Consider the following 17,692-nt stretch of genomic DNA (forward strand, 5'->3'; position numbering starts at 1 on the left):
CGAGGACCTTCCGATCCTGCGAAGCATGGGCAAGTACTCCATCACCATGCTGCACTTGGAGGAGGGGGACGTCCACAAGGATGACGCCGCGCACAGGCTCGGAAAACACCTGGCCGGGGAGGGCATCTTTCTTAAAGGCCCGGAGGAGGGCAAGATCAATCTCTGCTCGAACTGGAACGGGCTCATAGTCTACGACGAGGAAGCGATATACACCATCAACGAAGACTTGGACTTGATCGTGGCGACCGTCCCCAACAAGGTGCCCGTCGGGAAGAACGAGCCTGTGGCGGGAGTCAGATGCCTGCCCCTTACGGTCAAGGAGGAGCAGATAACTAGAGCGGGCTCTATCGCGCTGCCGATCACGGTGTTCCCGTTTCACCCGCTGAAGACCGCCCTTATTACGACTGGAAGAGAGATTGTCGAGGGGCGGATCAGGGACGCCTTCGCCCCCAAGCTGGTGCGCAAGCTCGCATTCTACGGGTCGACCCTTATGGAGCAGATGATAATCGGGGACGAGGAGGAGGAGATCGTCTCGGCCATCCAGGCCTTCCTGAACAAGAAAGCGGAGCTTATCATCGTGACGGGCGGGATGAGCGTGGATGCCGACGACCGCACTACGGCCGCGATTGTCCGGGCCTCGGAGAGCGTCATCTTCAAGGGGGTTCCGGCTCTTCCCGGTGCCAGGCTAATGTTGGCGCTTCATGGGAAGACAAAGATCGTGGGTGCCCCCGCGTGCGTGGTAAGGGACGAGTGGACGAGCATGGATCCTGTTTTAAACAGGCTTTTCGCAGGCTTGATCCCCACTCTCGCAGAGGTTCGCCGATGGGGAGTAGGAGGTTTTTGCAGAAGATGCCGCGTCTGCAACTACCCGATGTGCGCGTTCGCGTCGAGATGATGGACCCGTCCGCGATTTTGCGGTCTAACGAGATCCGCCCAACTCCTCTTCGCAAAAAGACACTGGCGCTTTTGCTTGAAGCCGGAGAGCCCCTCTCTTTGAAGACCCTGTTCGAGCGCTTCTCCGTAAAGCAGCCGGACAGGGTCTCTTTATACAGGACGCTGGATCTGCTCGAGCGAAAGGGGATAGTCCATAAAGTCCTGGGGGCTGACGGTGCCTGGAGGTACTGCGCACATTCGCCGGAGGAAGAGGGCTGCCCCGGCAATCACGCGCATTTTTTATGCCTTGAATGCGGCAGGATGATCTGCCTGCCCGAGCAGCCTATCCCGATGGTCGAGCTTCCAGGGGGGTATGTAGTGCAGGGGAAGCAGCTGCTGGCCTACGGGCTATGCGCAAAGTGCGCACGGGGCGGTTAGCGCTATAAGGGCCTCACCTCAGCGAACCCTGACGAGCAATCGCCTCCCGGTCTCCTCGGCGAGACCCAGAAGAGGCAGCACCCGCTCAAGGTGTTCCCTGGAGCCCAGGCCAGAGAGAAAGCCGTTGACCTTTGCGGCCGCCGGAGAGTTCATCAGGTCGCGTCCATCGGGATATAGGGCGTTGAAATGAGCCATGAGCTCCCTGTCCTGCCTGAGGTAGAACTTCTGGTGATAGTCCTCCGCGGGGAAGAACTCCCTTAATTCCTCCACTTTGGTTTCAACCCTTCTCCTTGTTCTTTCGACCTCTCTCGCAAGGCTTTGCTCGGCGGAGCTGCGCTGCTCCTCTCCATCGGTGAATACCGCCGACCTGTACTGGGTGGACCAGCCGCGCAGGGAGGGGTTGTGCCCGCGCCAGAAAACGGCCAGGAGGTCCTCGTAGGATACGACCTCGGGGTCGAAGTCGACCTGTATCGTCTCTGTGTGATCCCCTATGTCGTCGTAGGTGGGGTTGGGCGTCGTACCCCCGGCGTAGCCGACTCTCGTCCTGATCACCCCTTCAAGAAGCCCGAACCGGGCGTCCGGCCCCCAGAATCACCCCATTGCGAAGGCGGCGCTCCGAAGACCCACAGGGATGTCTTCATCCATCGGGGGAAGGTGTCCGGCCGAAGCTCGTCGGCCGAACAACAGGGATACGACCATCACCAAGGACAATACTGTTTTCACACCCTATCCCTCCTGCACTCTTTATCGGTTGTCGTTTCTCCCCCCCAGGTGCTAGTATATTGGCTGGATCAGCAATGGTAGGGAGGAGAAGTTCCGTCATGAAAGAATCATCGGTAGATCTGCTGTTTTTTACAGGCACGGGCAACACCCTGGTGGCAGCTCGCTCAGTCGCCAACGCGCTTCGAGAGGGAGGGAAAACCGTCCGGCTTATGAGGCTGGAGAATGGAATTCACGCCCTATCCGATGACGCGGCGCTTGGGATCGCCGTCACAACCGCCTGTTTTTCCACTTACCCCTTTGCCTGGGAGGTCCTCGAGCGACTCCCCGAGGGAAGAGGCAGAAATGCATTCGCCATCTCGACCATGGCCGGGTACTCCGGCGGCCTGAGAGGCCCCTTGAGGTCCCTGGTCGTCAAAAAAGGGTACCGGCCTCTCGGATACGCCGAGTTCCTCATGCCCTCGAACTACGCGAACAAGTCGATACCCGAGGGTCTGAACCGGGAGAGGATCGTGAAATGCGAGGAGAAAGCCGCGAAGTTCGCAACCAGGCTGCTGGAGGAACGTACTTCATGGCGTCGCGGAGGTCCGCTATCACCGTTTTTCAACCTTCTCGCCAGAAAGACAGGCAAGCCGTGGAGCTTCATGAAAAAGCTGTTGCCTCTCTCGGTGGACGAGAGAAAGTGCATTCAGTGCGGCAAGTGCGTCCGTCTTTGCCCGGTCAAGAATATAGTAATGGAGGAATATCCCAAGTTCATGGACCGGTGCGTCGCCTGTCAGCGCTGCTTCGCCTTCTGTCCCCCGGCCGCCATTTTCGTCCCCGGCAAGGATTTCAAACAGTACAGGGCGGTCGATTACGACACTCTGACTTCCTCGGACCTCTAGAGCATCAGCGCCCTCTTTCGATCAAGAGCGGCGCTGATTATTTATTCCCAGTTCGTGATGTCCCTTCCGGCCCCCTCGCCGCCCTCCTCCCCGTCCGGCCCCTTGGAGAAGAGGTCGAACTCGGAGTGGTCTCCGGGCATGCGGTAGACGTAATTGCTCCCCCACGGGTCTACCGGAAGCTTCCTTATGTAACCACCGTCGCGGTAGCGTCTCGGCTCGGGCGGGCTGGTCGGCTTGCTGACCAGGGCTTCCAAACCTTGCGCGGTGGTCGGATACATGCTGTTGTCCAGCCTGTACATCTCGAGGGCCTGCTCTATCTCCCTGATCTGGACGGATGCAGCCGTCCTCTTCGCCTCCTCTCCCTGGCCGACGATCTTCGGAGCCACGAGGGCGGCCAGAAGGCCCAGGATGACGACTACAACCAGGACTTCGACGAGGGTGAATCCCCTTCTTCTGCTCATTCCGAGGTGCATGTCCCTCTCCTCCTTTTTCTCATATTCTACCAGTTAACCGGCGAGGCTCGACAGCTCGAAGATCGGAAGCAGGATAGCAAGGACGACGAATCCGACGGAAAAGCCCAGGAAGAGCACCAAGGCCGGCTGCGCCAGGGTGGATATTCTCTCCATGCTCTCCAGTGCATCCTCCCAGTTCATGTCCGCAACCTGCTTCACGGCGCCGGGAAGGTCTCCTCCCATCTCGCCGACTCTAAGCATGTAGATCACATCTTCGGAGAAGGTTCCCTGCTTCTCCAGCGCCCGGTCGAAGCGAAACCCCTCCTTGACCAGGCGCGCCGCCTCAAGCCACCTTTCCTGGTTCGCGTCCATCGACGAAGCCATGTTCAGCGCCTGAACCAGGGGGATGCCCGCCGAGAGCAGAGTGCCGAGGTGGGACATCACGAGGGAGAGGGTGATCTTCTCTCTCACTCTCCTGAACACTGGCAGTGCGAACTTCTTTTTTCTACGCCTGAGGAGCAGAAACCCCAGGGCCAGGAGGATCAGGAGGACGACTCCCCATTCGCGAAGAAAATCCGTAATCGCCAGCAGTATCCTGGTCGGCATGGGGAGCTGCTGCCCCATCTCCGAGAAGAGCTCGGTAAGCCTGGGGACCACATACGTCAGAAGAAAGACCACCACTCCTATTCCTATGACTGTCATGGCGACCGGGTAGGTGAGGGCGGAGCGTATCTTTCGTCTCTGCCTGTCCTCGATGGCGTACTGAATGGAGATCTGCTCGAGGACGCCGGTCAGAGCGGCCGTTCGCTCGCCCGAGTCGACTATGCGCACAAGATCCTCCCTGAAAAGGCCGGTCTCCTCGAGCGCCGTCGAGAGGCGCTTGCCGGCATGCACGCTCTCATGAAGATGAAGGCAGGTGGCGGCGATCCTCTTGTCGGAGGAGTGGCGGCTGAGAAAGCGCAGCGCCTCGGCAAGCGGGATCCCCCTGTTGAGATACGCGGCGAGGCCTTTGCAGAAGAGCGAGTGATACGCAAGGGTGAAGACCTTGCCCTTCTTCACTGAGGCAGCGGCTCCCTCGACTATATCCACGGCCACGAGGTTCTGCTCCGCGAGCAGCTCTCCCGCCCTGACGCTCGACGGGGCGTCGATCACCCCTTTGCGCAGCTTGCCCGTCGCGTCGTAGGCCGAGTATCTATACGAGGGCATCTATCGCGCCTCCTCGGCGAACTCCGTGGCCGACACAACCCGGAGCAGCTCCTCCGGGGAGGTCCTGCCCTCGCGCAGCGCGTCGAGTCCAAGCTCCCAGAGGGTCCTGAATCCGTGCCTGCGAGCCTCCGCCCTTACCCTCGACTGAGGGGCGTTGGAGGCCACCATCTCCCTCAGTTCGTCGTCGAGCAGGAACTGCTCGTACAGCCCGACTCGTCCGATGAAACCGGTCCCCATACAGCTCGGGCATCCAGTTCCCCTGACGACCCTGTCCAACCCTTCCTTTCGGAAGAGGGAGGGCGCCTCGAACTCCCTCGCGCAATCGGGGCAGACGGTTCGCACAAGCCGCTGCGCTATTGCGCCGAGCAGCGAGCCGGCCGCGAGATAGGGCTCTATCCCCATGTCTATCAGCCGGACAACGGCGGATATCGAGTCGTTCGTATGTAGGGTGGAGAGCACCAGGTGACCTGTGAGCGACGCCTGCACGCCGATATGGGCCGTGTCAAAGTCCCTCATCTCTCCTATCATGACAATGTCCGGGTCCTGGCGCAGTATCGACCGCAACGCCGAGGGGAAGGTCACCCCGGCCTTCTCGTTGACCTGTATCTGTCCCACTCCCGGGACGGCATACTCTATCGGGTCCTCGACCGTGATGATGTTCACTGCGGGCTTGGCGAGCGCCTGCAGGATGGCGTACATGGTGGTCGTCTTTCCCGAGCCGGTCGGGCCGGTGAAGAGTATGAGCCCGTGGGGGTTCCTGATGAGGTCCTCCATGATATCCCTGGACGCGGCGTCCATCCCCAGCTGCTCCAAGGAGAGCAGCCCGGAGCCCTTGTCGAGGATGCGAAGCGCTATCCTCTCCCCGTGCTGAACCGGCACGGAGTTGACGCGGATATCCACGGCCCTCTTGCCCACGGTGATGCCTATGCGCCCGTCCTGCGGAGCGAGTCGCTCGGCTATGTCCATCCTGGCCATGACCTTGATCCTGCTGGTCAGGGGCGCCTGTTGGTTCCTCGGAAGCCTGAGCCTGTCGTGCAGCACCCCGTCGACGCGGAACCGTATGAGCACCTCGTCCTCGAACGGCTCGACGTGAATATCAGTGGCCCGTATCTTCAACGCCTCGCGCAGCAGGCTGTTGACGAGCTTGATGACGGGGACGTCGACCGAGTCGCTCTGCACGTCCTCCCGCAGGAAATCGTCATCATCGTCGATTCCGGTCATCTCGGAGAGGGTGTCGTCCGTCACGCCCCCGCGAAGGTCGTAAAGACGGCTCAACGCTGCATCTATCGCCTCGCGCGGGTGTATCTCCCAGTCGGCCTCCTTGCCGTACGACGCGGCCAGCAACTGGGCGCTTGGAAATGCCTCCAGCGATGAGAGGGCCACCACCATGCGCCCCTCGTCCTCCCTGATTGGAAGGATGTCCGCCGCCTTCAAGGCGTCAAGGCTGACCTTGCCCCTGATAAGAGGCGCGATCTCTTCAATGTCCGGGAGTTTAACGGTAGTCAAGGTCTGCTCCACCCCCCGCTATTTCGACTGAGTTTTGACAGCCTCACGATACTCCTTCTCCATCCTCTCCCACAGGCTCTTCTCCATAATGCTCGGGCCGTGCTCGCCCAGCGTGATCTCGCTTGTCATCTCCGCCGCTTCCTCGGGAGTCTCTAGGATGTAGGGGGTTAGGAAGATCATCAGCTCTACCTTCTCGCGCTGTTTGACAGAGCGAGTGAACAGGCCTCCTACCAGCGGTATGTAGGAGAGGCCGGGGACCCTGGCCTTGATGCTCTTCTCCGCCTCCTTGATCAGGCCGCCCAGAATGAGGGTGTTGCCGGACCCGACCATGACGTTGGTCTTGATCTTGCGCTTGGATGTGACCGGAGTCTCCGACGTCATAGCGGTCAGGACCTCCTCGACGATCTGCTCCACGTCGAGCGCGACGAGGTTTCCACTGCGTATCGACGGCGTCACGTTGAGTATCAGGCCCGTATCCTTGTACTCGTAGCTGCTCTGCACCGAGCTGGCGCTGCTTATATCTGAGAGCTTGCCCTTCAGCTGGGGGATCACCTGCCCCACCTGCAGCTCGCTCGGCAGGTTGTTGGTGCACATGAGCCGAGGCATCGACAGCACGTTTATCGCGTCGAACTTCTTCAGCAGGTCGAGATAGGCGTACACAAGGCCCATGCCCTTGTACTCCGTCCTGAGGCCGTAGGTGGGATTCCCCTGGGAGTCAGTGCCGGTCCTGTAAGTGGTCTCGGTCTTCGACAGCTCCCTGAACCAGTCGATTATCGAACCCGGCACCGCGCCACCCATGTTCATCTGGCCTGCTATGACTGCATCCCCGCCCACCGAGCCTCCCCATGTAGCCCAGTCGATCCCGGCGTTGTCCAGCTTCGTGAGGTTGACCTCCGCTATGAGGCCCCTGATGAGAACCTGCCTGGGGAGTGAGTCTATCGTCCCGATTATCTCCGAGATTGTCTTGAAGACCGTCGGGGAGGAGGCGACTATGAGGCTGTTCGAAGGCACGTCCGGCACGACCGAGGCCTTGAGTTTGCCCGACTCCGCCTGGGCGGCCAGTATCGTGGTTAGCTGCTCCGCGACCACCTTGGCATCTGCGTTCTGGAGCTGGTAGACGTGGAGTTCACCTGTCTTCGGCACCACGTCCAGCTCGGCTATTATCTTCTCCGCGTGCCTTATCTCCTTGTCCTCGCCCGCTATCACGATCTGCCTGCCGGAGGAGTCCGCGACCACCGCCAAGCCGAACACCGGGCTGCCGTGCACCTGGGCCAGCGTCGCAAGGTGAGAGGCTATCATCTCAGGAGCTCCGAAATTAATCTTGATCGTCTTGGAGCTCACTATCTTGTCGGGTCGGTCCAAGGCCTGGATGACACTCACCGCTCTGTTCACATCCGTCGCCCTGCCAGTCAGGAGAATGTCGTTGCCCCTTCCCACAGGCTGTACAGCCACTGTCTTTCCAGAGGTCTGCATTACTGCCTGAAGGATGAACTCGGCTGTGACATAGTTGAGAGGGACGACCTGCGAGACAGTCTGCTCCCCTTCGCCCGGTCCGGTCCTTCCGCTTCGGACGGAACTCTCGGCGGAGGCCCCCGGCTCCAGGGGGATGATCTTGCTGAAGGTCCCTACGTTCTGCAGGGTGTATCCGTTCATCTCGAGCACGGAGAGGAGCACCTGCCTCGCCTCTCCGAGGGGGACGGGCTTCGGCGAGATGACCGATATCGACCCCTTCACATCCGGGTTGAGCACAAGGTTCTCCTGCAGCAGCTCAGCCATAAAGCGCACGAACTTCACCATCTCGACGTCCTGGAAATTGAACTGGACGTTGCCCGACTCCCGCATCAGTCTCGCCGATTCAAGGAGGGCGAACTCGTCGTCGGATCCATTCTCCGGTTCCGCCGTCTGAGCGTAGAGAGGCGCGCTCACTGTCAGAAGCAAAACTGCTAATATAAAAACCGATATTCGAGCGATGCGGGTCATTCTGCTCTCTCCTTTGCTATCTCCATATCCGGCAGATAAAAAACGAACGATCCGGGTCCTCCGTCCGGACGAACGAAAAGCGAATCCGTCCTGACGAGAGTCACCTTCCTGCACGAAAAGCCCTCCGGCACATCTTCCTGGCGATCAAAACCAAACTCCGCGGTCTCCCAGGAATAATCATCCTCTCTTCCCCTGTCCTCGAGCTTCCCGGCCGCGTTCTTCAGCCATAGAGAGCGGGCAAGGAAGAGATTGTCCCGTTCTAATCTGACTTCCTCGAGCGCGCGGGCGGACATCGCGAGCAGCCTCAAGCCGGCCGCCGCCGACAGACCGAGGATGGCCACGGATATCATTACCTCCAAGAGAGTGAAAGCCCTTCTTCCTATCATACTCTTCATACTCTTCACCAGACAGCTATTTAATATTATAATTCAGCATCTCCGGTTTTCCTCCCCGAACCACTTGTACATCAAAAGTACTGCCGCTCATAAGGGAGTTTACCACGTTTACCACATCCCCCATATTGCGAATCTCCACCCCGTTCACCGACTGGACGACGTCTCCGGGCTTGACACCGAGCGACGTCAGTATGCTGTTTTCGTCGAGCCACTGAACCTCCACACCCTGCGCTGTCTCGCCGTTGAACTTGGGCCTCAAGCGAAACTTCTTCATCTCCTCGAGCGGGTCCATCAGGAGCTGATTGACCAGCTCTCTTGATATGGCTCCCTGCTGCCCGGGGCGAGCCGCGGCGACCGCCTTGGAGGGGGTTGACCTGGCGCCAAGGGAGGGTGCGGTCTTCGCGCCGGACGGCTTTCCGCTGTAGCGCAGAAGGACGGTCAAAGTGGCCTGCCCCTTCTGCAGTATGATGCTGTCTTCCTCCACCTCGGCCAGATCGTAGCCCTTTATTGAATGTCCCTTCAAGACTATCATCTGAGGCTTGCCATCCTCCTGGATCCAGACGGATATCCCCGGAATTGTACCGGTCAGCCGGATTCCCTCCAAGTCGTACAGCTCCCCCGCCGTTATCTCGAGGCTGTCGTCTTCAAAGTCGGAAAGGCCCCGGGCGAGAAACGGGTCGCCTTCGACGAAGTCCTTAAGGGTCAGAGCACCGCTCCCGATCCCATCGCTCTTGCCCGAGGTCAAATGCGGTGCGGTTAAGAGCGCTTTGGCCCCCCTTATCTCCTCCCTGACTAGAAACTCCCCAAGTGTTGCGGCCGCCCAGTAACCCATAATGCCGGAGAACAGGATCACGGCCCCTGTGCGCAGACAGAAGAGGAACGCCCTCTCGGATTTCAGCCGGGAGTAAATACGACTAAACGGCTGTAAAACCGCCGAACCAAAGATGCCGCTCACTTACTCTCCCCCCTTTTCCTCATCAGCGTCCACTCTCCGGATGCCTCTTTCGTAATAGGAAGCATGGACTTGCCCATTTCCAACAGGTCAGCCCTCTGGCCCGATATGGACATGTCGGCCTCTTCGATCTTCTGCGTCCCTAGGTTTATCACGAAATCACCGGTAATTTCAAGATCACCGGCCGTCTGAACCCCTTCAAGAAAGAGGAGAGGGGGACGCAATTTTATCGTGCCTGCAAATGATGATAAGAGCAAAGGTCCCTGCCCCGGCAGCGGGAGACTCAATGAGAGCGACTCCATTTGAAAGCTTCCTTTTAACGACAGCGACAGCAGGCTTTCCATAATATGCGGGGTCAAGGTAACCAAAGCGGCTTCAGCGGAGGCGATCGGGGCCGACAGGCGCGCTCCTCTCACCACGACGCGCAGCGGAGACTCCTCCGCCATCATGGCGGCCGACTCAAGCCCCAGGCCATTCTGCGCCAGGGCAAGAGTTCCCTTGTTCCAAACATACGCAAGGGCCGTCTCCTTCGGAAAAAAGAGATAAAAAGAGATGGCAAAGGAGACGATGGCCAGTACGACGGCGGACAAAACCGCGACAAGGCGTCTCATTGGGCGCCTCCCAGAAGGAGATAGACCGTGAGAGTGCGGACCTCGTCCTTGCCCCTCACCGCCCTGACATCCGCCGAGAAGGCGACTATTCCCCTTCTCTCCATCTCCTGTATGAACGTCGCCAACTTCTCTGCGGTTATCCCCTCGAGAGTGACTGACACGGCGTCGCGGCCGCCCCTCGAGGCCGCGCTGCTGAGGCTCACCATGTTGGAGCGCATCCCGAGCTCGCCGACCATATTGGAGACGGTGGTCAGAAGTTCTCCGTCCGATACCTTCTCGACCCGAGCCGAGTCCACAGAGTCCGCTGCTTTTGTATTAAGAGATGAACACTCTCGGAGCACCGCGATCAGGTCGTCGAACCTGCCGCTCTGCAGCGAGCGGCGCATCCTTAGGTCGCGTGCGTCGCTCCAGAAGGAAAATGCCGCGCCCCAAGCCAGAAGTCCGAATAAAAAGATGTAAAAAGCCCTTTTCTTCCAAGCCGAGCCGTCGAGGCCGGCTAAGAGAGAGCCTGGGGACAAAGCCGATGGCAGTCTCACTGCGAACTCCTCCTTAAAGACAGGGTAAAGCGAAGCCCTCCGCCCGGTATCTGCTGTATGTCGCCGAGCGTGGCTCTGAACCCACCGCTGTCCGCCGCTGTACGAAGGGCCTGTATCGACTCCATCTTTTCCGCCGTGCCCGTGATATCGGCCGTTTCTCCCGTGTAGCGCAGCTGCTCCACCAAGGGGAAACCATCCTTCCTGCCCTCCTCGTCCAGCCATGTCCTGCCCATATGAGCAAGTATCCCGGAGAAATCGCTCTCCGACTTTCCATGCCCGCGCAGCGCCGCCAGTTTTTCCTTTGCCTGGGAAAGAGGGTCCACTACTCGTTCATTCTTGCCGAAGACATCCTGGTAAAGAGCGATCCCTTCGTCTGCGAAATAGCTCATCGATGAACGAAGTTGACCGAGCATCGTGAATTGAACAATGCACATCACGACCCCGGCGGCCGCGGCGCAGCCGAGGAACTTCAGAAAGAGTCTCGCGGTCCTCTCTCGGGCCAAGGAGGCCGCGAGCGCAGGCCTCGAAATGTTGATCTCGGTCAATCTGGGAAAACGGGTGACGGTCTCCCGCGCAGACTCCAGAAGATCCTCCGCCCGGTCAGAACTCCAGACGCCGTCGGCGGAGAGTTCCATCCCGGCCGCAGTCGCCAGTGCCATCGCCCTGCGCGTCTCTCCTTCCATGTCCCCGTCATCGGGGCTGGAGTCGCGGCAATTTAAGTTGACCGGCATGCCATCCTTGAACACTGCCGACGCACAGACATAATCGTCGCGGTAGACCGCGGCTCCATTCCCATCGACCGCTCCGGCAAGGGCCAAGGGAAGAGGCCAGACAACGCTGCGCTGAAGGATCGGGTCCAGTTCCCCTCCCGGTATCTCCCCGCTCCAGAGACAGAGAGCCGCGCCCTCTGACCCGCTCTTCGTCCTCCCTGTGAAGAAGGGAACCATTTCGACCTCCTCTTCACCCGAGAGAAGGGAACGAAATTTCAGTGAGAGCGCGTTCCGGACATCACCGGCCGACCGAAAGGGGAAGGAAAAAGAATGGATTGATGTCGTCTTCAACGGGAACAGCAACAGCGCCCCCTCCGAAGGCGCCTGAACAGGGGTACCGTCTTCCCTCGTCGGACCGGAATAAAAACCATCTGGGCGTTTTATATAATATGAAGAGATCTGCATAGGCTCTAGACAGGCTCCTCCCATCGAACAGTTTTCCATTGAAACGGCTTGCCGTTCAGTATACCTCTAAACACGAGGACTTCGCCATCTTCGAAAGCCACTTTGAATGTGGCGGAGAACCAGTCGCTCCGGAACGAGATGAGGTTCATCAGCTTGGGCGCAGCATCTGAGGGGAGGCCTGATATCTGAGCGAGATCCATGATCGACTCCAGCGTTGTTTCAGCTCTGCCTGCGACTATCCTTCCCGCCAGCCTGCCGTCGAGCCCCTCCAGGATCGACAGAACCTCGGCGGGCGCAGTGTTCGCGTTTATACGCCCGGAGGACCATACGGTCAGAAGAGAGTCTAGACCCGGCCTTCCGCCGTAACCGTAAAGCAGATCCGGGGTCATCCCGGGCACCAAGAGCAGCTCCTCAAGCGATAGAATAGGCCGATTCAGAAAATCCGGTCTCTCCTCGCCTCCCAGGCGAGGCTCGGAGTCCTCGTCGATAAAATCCAGCACGACCGACGCTAAATACTCTGCGCTCGCCGCGGTCCAGATGCTCTCCCAGGGCACTTCGAGCTCCCTTCTCAGGGTCTTTCCGTCCGGCAAAAAAAGCCTGTTGATCGGTATCTTGTCGTCCAGGGGCTCGATCGTCATGGTCACAGAGACCCCTGCGTCCGGGAAATCGAAGACCCTCTCGGCAAACTGCTCATCCAAGGGAGAATGAGATCTCCCCGGATGTAAAGACAGCAACATCTTCGCGGCATCCATTACCACCTCGGACGCCATGCGAGCCGTGAACATACGGCGCTCCCGGTCCAACCTCTTCATGGTGCGCCTTGTGAACATCGCGAACCCAAGGGAGGCCGTGACCAGGAAGACTGAGACGAGCAGCACCGAGATCAGCACCACTCCTCTCCTCCTGCCCGACGGAGGACTACATGGGAGGGAGCCAGTCCTCATAAGGGAACTCCTCCTCCTTCGACTTTACCATAATACGTATCCCTCGCGGGCGCCTTCCCGAGTACTCGTCGCTCCACTCGCCATCCTCGGGATCAAGGAGTTCGACCCTGAAAAAATCCGCCGCCGGTAGGAGTAACACTCCCTCCGACGGGTCGAGCATGTCCCAGTTGACCTCCTCGGGCATGGCACGGGGTAGCACCCAGCGATACAGTCCGGTCTCTCCGGTCCAGCCCACGCCTAGCTGCACCAATTTATAGGCCCGCACACCTGTCTCCTCGTATGCATCGCTCCAAAAAGCCAGCCTGTCGTCCGCGGCACCTCCCAGGAGATCCTTGTGGAGAAGCACCACGGCGGCCCCGCCAAGGACTTCCAAGGGAGAGGACCTGAACTCCCTCAGGACCCGCCTGAAGAAGTACTCCATCCTCTGTTCGTTCGCCTCCTCGAGCCTGACGTCCTCGAACCTGCGAACCACGGCCACGGACGGGGCGAACGCGATGGCCGCGATGATGCCGAACAGCGCCGTCGCGACGAGGACTTCCACGAGGGTAAAACCCCTCGAACCAGGCATTGTCACGCGGGTGACCAGACCAACACGCATTTTTTTATAAAATCCACCGGATGATAGGACATCTTGGCAACCCTCATTCCCTCGTCGTCCATATCCTCCTCTCGGTTCACGAACTTGAACGAGTGAGCCGTGTTCTTGAGGAAGAGCCTGTTTATAGCCTGGTACGCCCCCTTGAATCGCCTCAAAGCCTTCTCGAAATGAACGACTATCGTGTCGTCGTCGATGACCTCTGCCACCGTGTAGGCTATCATGTTCCCGTCGACCTCAATGGCGCCCGCCAGAAGCCTCTCGGCAGGTGGATTCAGACCCAAGAGATCCCTGATCGCCCTGTCCTCCTGCTCAAGGTAGGGTGTGTGCTCCTGTTCCCTCATCCAGACGTCCTGTCCCTCCAATACGGAGGCTACCTCCTCTCCCGAGAGGGCCTTGTAATTATATCGATAGCTGCGGACAAACTGGTTGAAATGGCTTCTTTTTCGCGAAAACCTGTTTCCCTTCAGCTCCACTAGCTCCCTTACCGAGTATACGTATTCCCACTGGGAACGATCCTCCCTCAGGACTATTCTTCCTCCCGGAAGCCCGCGCAAGATCTCGCAAAGGCCGTCTGGAACGTAATGGAACGTCACGCCCATCGGGAACCTCCTGTGAAGCAGCTCCTCCCAATCTATCTCTCTCCACTCGCCCGCGGGCGCCCAGAAGGCGCCGTCGCGAGCCCGAATCCAGCACAGACCGTCCTCGAATGCCCATTCGAGACCGTGGATATTCCTCCAGCCCCACAGGCTGCCAGGGGAGTACCACGAGGATTTTCGGGGGGAGAGCGAGTAGAGCCTCCCGTACTCGGCGGCCCTATCCCGGGAGACGGGTGTAAAATCGAAAGGCATGGTTTTTCCCTCCCGCCGCTTCAGCCCGGCCGAGGGCTGGTACAAGACGAACCCCGGATTCCGGACTCTGCGTATTGTACCATAGTTGAAAGGCCGCACGCTTCCGCATAGTTCGGTACGGGCGCGTGCGGCCTGAAAATAGGCAAAAACACCGAGAGAGGATCAACCCAGGCCGAGGAACCTCCCCCCTTGGAAGACCAGCACGGCCCCGCCGTATCCGACCAGCGTCGTGTAAACGACCATGAACAGAGTCCAGCCCCAGCTCCCCGTCTCCTTTCGGAAGGCCGCGACAACGGCGACGCACGGGACGTACAGCAGGGTCATGATCAGAAAGGCATAGGCCGACAAGGGTGAGAAGAGTGCGGACAGGCCCGCGGCTAACCCCGCCTCCCCCGCGCCGAGAAGTGCCCCCAGAGTCCCCACCACGACCTCCTTCGCGAGAAATCCGAAGAGCAGGGCGACCGCGGCCTGCCAGAAGCCGAACCCCGCAGGCGCCAGGAGGGGAGCGAGCAGTCTGCCGACGCGTCCCACGAGACTCTCCGTCGACGCATACTCCACGCCGGATGGGAAGCTGGCCATCACCCACACGGCTACCACGGCCAGCAGGATGAAGGTGCCGGCCTTCTGCAGAAACTGGAAGCTCCTCTCCCACGCATGGCGGAGCACCATCGAGGCCGAGGGAACGTGATAGGGGGGAAGCTCCATCACCAGCTGCGACGACTCTCCTTTAAAAAGAGTCGACCCCAGTACCTTGGCAGACAGGACCGCGACGACTATGCCTATCACGTAAAGGGAGAATACGGCGGTGCCCGCATGCTCGCCGAAGAATATCCCCGAGAAGAGAACAAAGACCGGCAGTCGCGCCGAACAGCTCATGAAGGGCAGCACCAAGAGCGTGATCATTCGATCGCGCCTCTGTTCGAGGATTCGGGTCGCCATGATCGAGGGGACGTTGCATCCGAAGCCCATCAGCATGGGGATGAAGCTCTTGCCGTGCAGCCCCATCAGGTGCATCACTCTGTCCATCACGAAGGCGCCGCGCGCCATGTACCCGGAGTCCTCCAACAGCGCGATGAAGGCGAACAGCAGGAAGATATGAGGAAAGAATACGACCACCGACCCGACTCCGCCGATCAGTCCGTCCTGAACAAAGGACGAAACCATGCCGGAGAACCCCGCATCGGCCAAAACGCTGCCCGCAGACTCGCCAAGCCATTCGAAGCCCCCTTCCAGAAGGTCGACGACCGGGTCGCCGAGGGCGTAGGTGAGCCAGAAGATGACCCAGGTGACCAGGAGAAAGAGCGGCAACCCGAGCAGCCTGGAGGTCACCACTCTATCGATCCTGTCCGATATCGAAAGCCGGGCCTTCAGCGAAAGGTCTCTCCTCACGGCCTCCGCAGTCATGCCTGAGACGAAGCCCCATCGCCTCTCTATGACCGCGGTCTGCAGGTCGTACCCCAGATCCTCCTCGATCCTCCGCCCCATCTCCTCAACCAGGGCCCCGAGCTCCTCCGCCAAACCTCGAACCTCGAGGGCGGCCACGACCTTCGGGTCCCCCTCCACGAACTTCACGCCCGCCGTCCGAAGCGGCGTACCGGGCGGGAACGCATCAAGCTCGCTCAACCGGAGCTCGAGGGCATCGAACAGGGGGGAGAGTCTCTCCCCGTAGGGAAGAGAAAAGGGAAGCTCCCTCTCTCCGCCGAGGCTCGCGATTATCATCTCCTTGAGCTCCTCGACCCCCTCTCCCCTTCTCGCAACGGTGGGGACCACCGGCGCACCCAGAAGAGTCGACAGCCGGTCGACGTCTATCGTGATCCCCTTCTCGACGGCCATATCCATCATGTTGAGCGCGAGAACCAGGGGCAGGCCGGTCTCCAGCACCTGCACCGCAAGGTAGAGACTCCTCTCCAGGTTGGACGCGTCGGCCACGACTACCGCCAGGTCGGGACGGGCATCGGCGGCGAGCAGATAGTCGGCCGCTATCTGCTCATCGAGGGAGGCCGCACCAAGGCTGTAGGTACCTGGAAGATCAACTACGACAACCTCCGCGCCCCCGTGGCGAAACCTCCCCTCCTTCCGCTCCACCGTAACTCCGGGCCAGTTGCCCACGTGCTGATTGGATCCGGTGAGCTCGTTGAACAGGCTCGACTTGCCCGTATTGGGATTGCCCGCAAGGGCTATGGTCCTCCTCATTGAGGGCACCCCGCGCACCCGGAGGGACGGATAAGCACTGAATCCGCCTCGTCGACCCTCAGGCTCAGCTCGTACCCCCTGAACCAGACGGAAACCGGGTCGTTCAGCGGCGCCTTCCTCTCCATCCGAATCGTCGTCCCCGGTACCAGCCCCATCTCGAGTATCCGCCGCTTTAGCCCTCCTTCGGCCGCTATCCTGGAGACAACACCGCCCTCGCCTATCTCCAGGGAGCTCAGAGCCCTCTCCTTTCCACCGCTGCAGCCGCTGCACGATATAGCCATCTTCGAGTCCTCCCCAATAATGTTATATGAATCTAACTTATTTTTTGTAAAAAAAAGAGCGGCTCGGCGTCAGTTTGCGTCCTGGCAGCCGCCGTCGACAAAGACCTTCAAGGCCATTCCCCGCCCTATGGCAAATCGCGACTCGCCTACCTTGAGGAGCAGAGGACCTCCACCGTTCTGCACCACTTGAACCTTCGCGCCCGGAACTATCCCCAGCTCGGAGAGCCTTCGCGAGCACTCTCCTCCACCCACAATACGGGCAACAGTGACCTCGGAACCATCAGCCATCACGTTGATCGGACACATATCAACCCTCTCCTTCCTCGCTCGCACATGTTCGGCGGTCCGCCGAGAGCGGCTCTGCCACCGGGCATATCCAAACTGAAACGGCCTCCTTCTTGCGCAACTCCTTCGGATCTCCGTCCACTGACAGCAGAAGCTCCTCGCCCGACTCGGAGGCGGCGAATCGGCAGACCTCCGAGCCTGGGACGAAACCCGCGTCGAAAAGTTTCCTGCGGAGAAGCCCTCCCGCCGTCACCCGGGACACCACACCGCACCCACCGTCGTCCAGCATGGCCAGGGGCCTCGACAGCTTCCTCTCGTCACCCATGGCCGACAGAAGCTCGGCGACCCACGGGCACCCCTCTCTGCGAGCCTCGGCGATGTAGTCCACAAAGCCGAGAATCCGCCTCTCCGACTCCTCGTCCAGCTCGTGCTCCATCACGCACGCGAGGGACATGGCCCGCTCCGGCTCGAAGCCGAGAACCTCGTGAAACAGAAATGTCAAATGCTCGTGTCTGCGGAAGATCTCCAGTGCCCGCTTCCTGCCCTCATCAGTCAGAGACGGGGTGCCGTACCTCTCCTGCGTTGCGAAGGAGGCATCGACCAGCCTTCGCACCGCCGATACCGTGGTCGCCTTCGTCACGCCTAGCGCGCTCGCCAGATCGGTGATAGTAGCCTCTCTTCCAGACACCTCGATGGCAAAGATCGCCTCCAAATAGTCCTCGCTACGGGACGATACGGACATCCTGTCTCACCCCCCTCCGGTTTGTTAGACCCATCATACACCTGCGGAACCAACATGTCAATATTCACGGGAC

The 17,692-nt window shown here is 59.9% G+C and carries 20 protein-coding genes; 3 read left to right on the top strand and 17 right to left on the bottom strand.

What is annotated here, in order from left to right:
- Window positions 1-895 (top strand): molybdopterin-binding protein (locus GX181_03740; GenBank protein NLM71059.1); only part of this gene is annotated, 895 nt, incomplete at its 5' end.
- On the top strand, window positions 895-1,311 hold the full coding sequence (locus GX181_03745) for a transcriptional repressor (GenBank protein ID NLM71060.1): 417 nt from the start codon (window positions 895-897) through the stop codon (window positions 1,309-1,311). The genes GX181_03740 and GX181_03745, both read left to right, overlap by 1 nt.
- An 18-nt stretch (window positions 1,312-1,329) precedes the next feature.
- Here GX181_03745 and GX181_03750 read toward each other — a convergent pair whose 3' ends face one another.
- Window positions 1,330-1,863 (bottom strand): peptide-methionine (S)-S-oxide reductase, encoded by a 534-nt coding sequence (locus tag GX181_03750; protein NLM71061.1) that lies wholly within the window; start codon window positions 1,861-1,863, stop codon window positions 1,330-1,332.
- A gap of 269 nt (window positions 1,864-2,132) precedes the next feature.
- On the opposite strand from GX181_03750, the gene GX181_03755 reads away from it, so the two are divergent.
- Window positions 2,133-2,915, top strand: a complete 783-nt coding sequence (locus tag GX181_03755; protein NLM71062.1) for a 4Fe-4S binding protein — start codon at window positions 2,133-2,135, stop codon at window positions 2,913-2,915.
- Between the two features lie 41 nt (window positions 2,916-2,956).
- Here the strand turns inward: GX181_03755 and gspG are convergent, their stop codons facing one another.
- The 16 genes from gspG to GX181_03835 form a co-directional block, all read right to left on the bottom strand.
- A complete protein-coding gene (gene gspG / locus GX181_03760; GenBank protein ID NLM71063.1) occupies window positions 2,957-3,376 on the bottom strand; it encodes a type II secretion system major pseudopilin GspG in 420 nt (139 codons plus the stop codon).
- 45 nt (window positions 3,377-3,421) lie between these two features.
- Window positions 3,422-4,573: a type II secretion system F family protein gene (locus GX181_03765; protein NLM71064.1), complete on the bottom strand. Its 1,152-nt coding sequence runs from the start codon at window positions 4,571-4,573 to the stop codon at window positions 3,422-3,424.
- Window positions 4,574-6,091, bottom strand: a complete 1,518-nt coding sequence (gene tadA / locus GX181_03770; protein NLM71065.1) for a Flp pilus assembly complex ATPase component TadA — start codon at window positions 6,089-6,091, stop codon at window positions 4,574-4,576.
- A 6-nt stretch (window positions 6,092-6,097) separates the two neighbouring features.
- Entirely contained in the window at window positions 6,098-8,059 is a 1,962-nt protein-coding gene (locus GX181_03775; protein NLM71066.1) for a type II secretion system protein GspD, read from the bottom strand.
- Window positions 8,056-8,454 (bottom strand): type II secretion system protein, encoded by a 399-nt coding sequence (locus GX181_03780; protein NLM71067.1) that lies wholly within the window; start codon window positions 8,452-8,454, stop codon window positions 8,056-8,058. Before GX181_03780 ends, GX181_03775 begins: the two co-directional genes overlap by 4 nt.
- A gap of 16 nt (window positions 8,455-8,470) precedes the next feature.
- The gene (locus GX181_03785) at window positions 8,471-9,409 is read right to left on the bottom strand and encodes a PDZ domain-containing protein (GenBank protein NLM71068.1); all 939 of its coding nucleotides are present in this window, start codon (window positions 9,407-9,409) and stop codon (window positions 8,471-8,473) included.
- Complete coding sequence (locus GX181_03790) at window positions 9,406-10,017, bottom strand: hypothetical protein (protein NLM71069.1); 612 nt, start codon at window positions 10,015-10,017, stop codon at window positions 9,406-9,408. Before GX181_03790 ends, GX181_03785 begins: the two co-directional genes overlap by 4 nt.
- Window positions 10,014-10,553, bottom strand: coding sequence for a hypothetical protein (locus GX181_03795; protein ID NLM71070.1), 540 nt, complete (start codon window positions 10,551-10,553; stop codon window positions 10,014-10,016). Before GX181_03795 ends, GX181_03790 begins: the two co-directional genes overlap by 4 nt.
- A complete protein-coding gene (locus GX181_03800) occupies window positions 10,550-11,500 on the bottom strand; it encodes a hypothetical protein (protein ID NLM71071.1) in 951 nt (316 codons plus the stop codon). The genes GX181_03795 and GX181_03800 overlap by 4 nt, the downstream gene beginning before the upstream one ends.
- Window positions 11,501-11,733: 233 nt before the next feature.
- Complete coding sequence (locus GX181_03805) at window positions 11,734-12,672, bottom strand: general secretion pathway protein GspK (GenBank protein NLM71072.1); 939 nt, start codon at window positions 12,670-12,672, stop codon at window positions 11,734-11,736.
- Window positions 12,647-13,213, bottom strand: coding sequence for a hypothetical protein (locus GX181_03810; protein NLM71073.1), 567 nt, complete (start codon window positions 13,211-13,213; stop codon window positions 12,647-12,649). Before GX181_03810 ends, GX181_03805 begins: the two co-directional genes overlap by 26 nt.
- Before the next feature lie 29 nt (window positions 13,214-13,242).
- Window positions 13,243-14,118 carry a DUF2156 domain-containing protein gene (locus tag GX181_03815; GenBank protein ID NLM71074.1) on the bottom strand — a complete coding sequence of 292 codons (876 nt, stop codon included), beginning with the start codon at window positions 14,116-14,118 and terminating at the stop codon, window positions 13,243-13,245.
- A gap of 162 nt (window positions 14,119-14,280) precedes the next feature.
- Window positions 14,281-16,311 (bottom strand): ferrous iron transport protein B, encoded by a 2,031-nt coding sequence (feoB, locus tag GX181_03820; protein ID NLM71075.1) that lies wholly within the window; start codon window positions 16,309-16,311, stop codon window positions 14,281-14,283.
- Window positions 16,308-16,592, bottom strand: a complete 285-nt coding sequence (locus GX181_03825) for a ferrous iron transport protein A (GenBank protein ID NLM71076.1) — start codon at window positions 16,590-16,592, stop codon at window positions 16,308-16,310. The genes feoB and GX181_03825 overlap by 4 nt, the downstream gene beginning before the upstream one ends.
- Window positions 16,593-16,661: 69 nt before the next feature.
- Entirely contained in the window at window positions 16,662-16,880 is a 219-nt protein-coding gene (locus GX181_03830) for a hypothetical protein (protein NLM71077.1), read from the bottom strand.
- A 19-nt stretch (window positions 16,881-16,899) separates the two neighbouring features.
- Complete coding sequence (locus GX181_03835; GenBank protein ID NLM71078.1) at window positions 16,900-17,619, bottom strand: DtxR family transcriptional regulator; 720 nt, start codon at window positions 17,617-17,619, stop codon at window positions 16,900-16,902.
- Window positions 17,620-17,692: the final 73 nt, after the last annotated feature.

The sequence above is a fragment of the Synergistaceae bacterium genome (assembly GCA_012521675.1).
GTDB lineage: Bacteria > Synergistota > Synergistia > Synergistales > Aminobacteriaceae > JAAYLU01.

Coding starts and splice junctions, on each gene's coding strand:
- GX181_03800 (NLM71071.1), bottom strand. CDS start 11,500: ATGGTTCCCTTCTTCACAGGGAGGACGAAGAGCGGGTCAGAGGGCGCG.
- GX181_03790 (NLM71069.1), bottom strand. CDS start 10,017: ATGAGACGCCTTGTCGCGGTTTTGTCCGCCGTCGTACTGGCCATCGTC.
- GX181_03755 (NLM71062.1), top strand. CDS start 2,133: ATGAAAGAATCATCGGTAGATCTGCTGTTTTTTACAGGCACGGGCAAC.
- GX181_03805 (NLM71072.1), bottom strand. CDS start 12,672: ATGAGGACTGGCTCCCTCCCATGTAGTCCTCCGTCGGGCAGGAGGAGA.
- GX181_03775 (NLM71066.1), bottom strand. CDS start 8,059: ATGACCCGCATCGCTCGAATATCGGTTTTTATATTAGCAGTTTTGCTT.
- GX181_03815 (NLM71074.1), bottom strand. CDS start 14,118: ATGCCTTTCGATTTTACACCCGTCTCCCGGGATAGGGCCGCCGAGTAC.
- GX181_03745 (NLM71060.1), top strand. CDS start 895: ATGGACCCGTCCGCGATTTTGCGGTCTAACGAGATCCGCCCAACTCCT.
- GX181_03780 (NLM71067.1), bottom strand. CDS start 8,454: ATGAAGAGTATGATAGGAAGAAGGGCTTTCACTCTCTTGGAGGTAATG.
- gspG (NLM71063.1), bottom strand. CDS start 3,376: ATGAGCAGAAGAAGGGGATTCACCCTCGTCGAAGTCCTGGTTGTAGTC.
- GX181_03835 (NLM71078.1), bottom strand. CDS start 17,619: ATGTCCGTATCGTCCCGTAGCGAGGACTATTTGGAGGCGATCTTTGCC.
- GX181_03765 (NLM71064.1), bottom strand. CDS start 4,573: ATGCCCTCGTATAGATACTCGGCCTACGACGCGACGGGCAAGCTGCGC.
- feoB (NLM71075.1), bottom strand. CDS start 16,311: ATGAGGAGGACCATAGCCCTTGCGGGCAATCCCAATACGGGCAAGTCG.
- GX181_03830 (NLM71077.1), bottom strand. CDS start 16,880: ATGGCTGATGGTTCCGAGGTCACTGTTGCCCGTATTGTGGGTGGAGGA.
- GX181_03825 (NLM71076.1), bottom strand. CDS start 16,592: ATGGCTATATCGTGCAGCGGCTGCAGCGGTGGAAAGGAGAGGGCTCTG.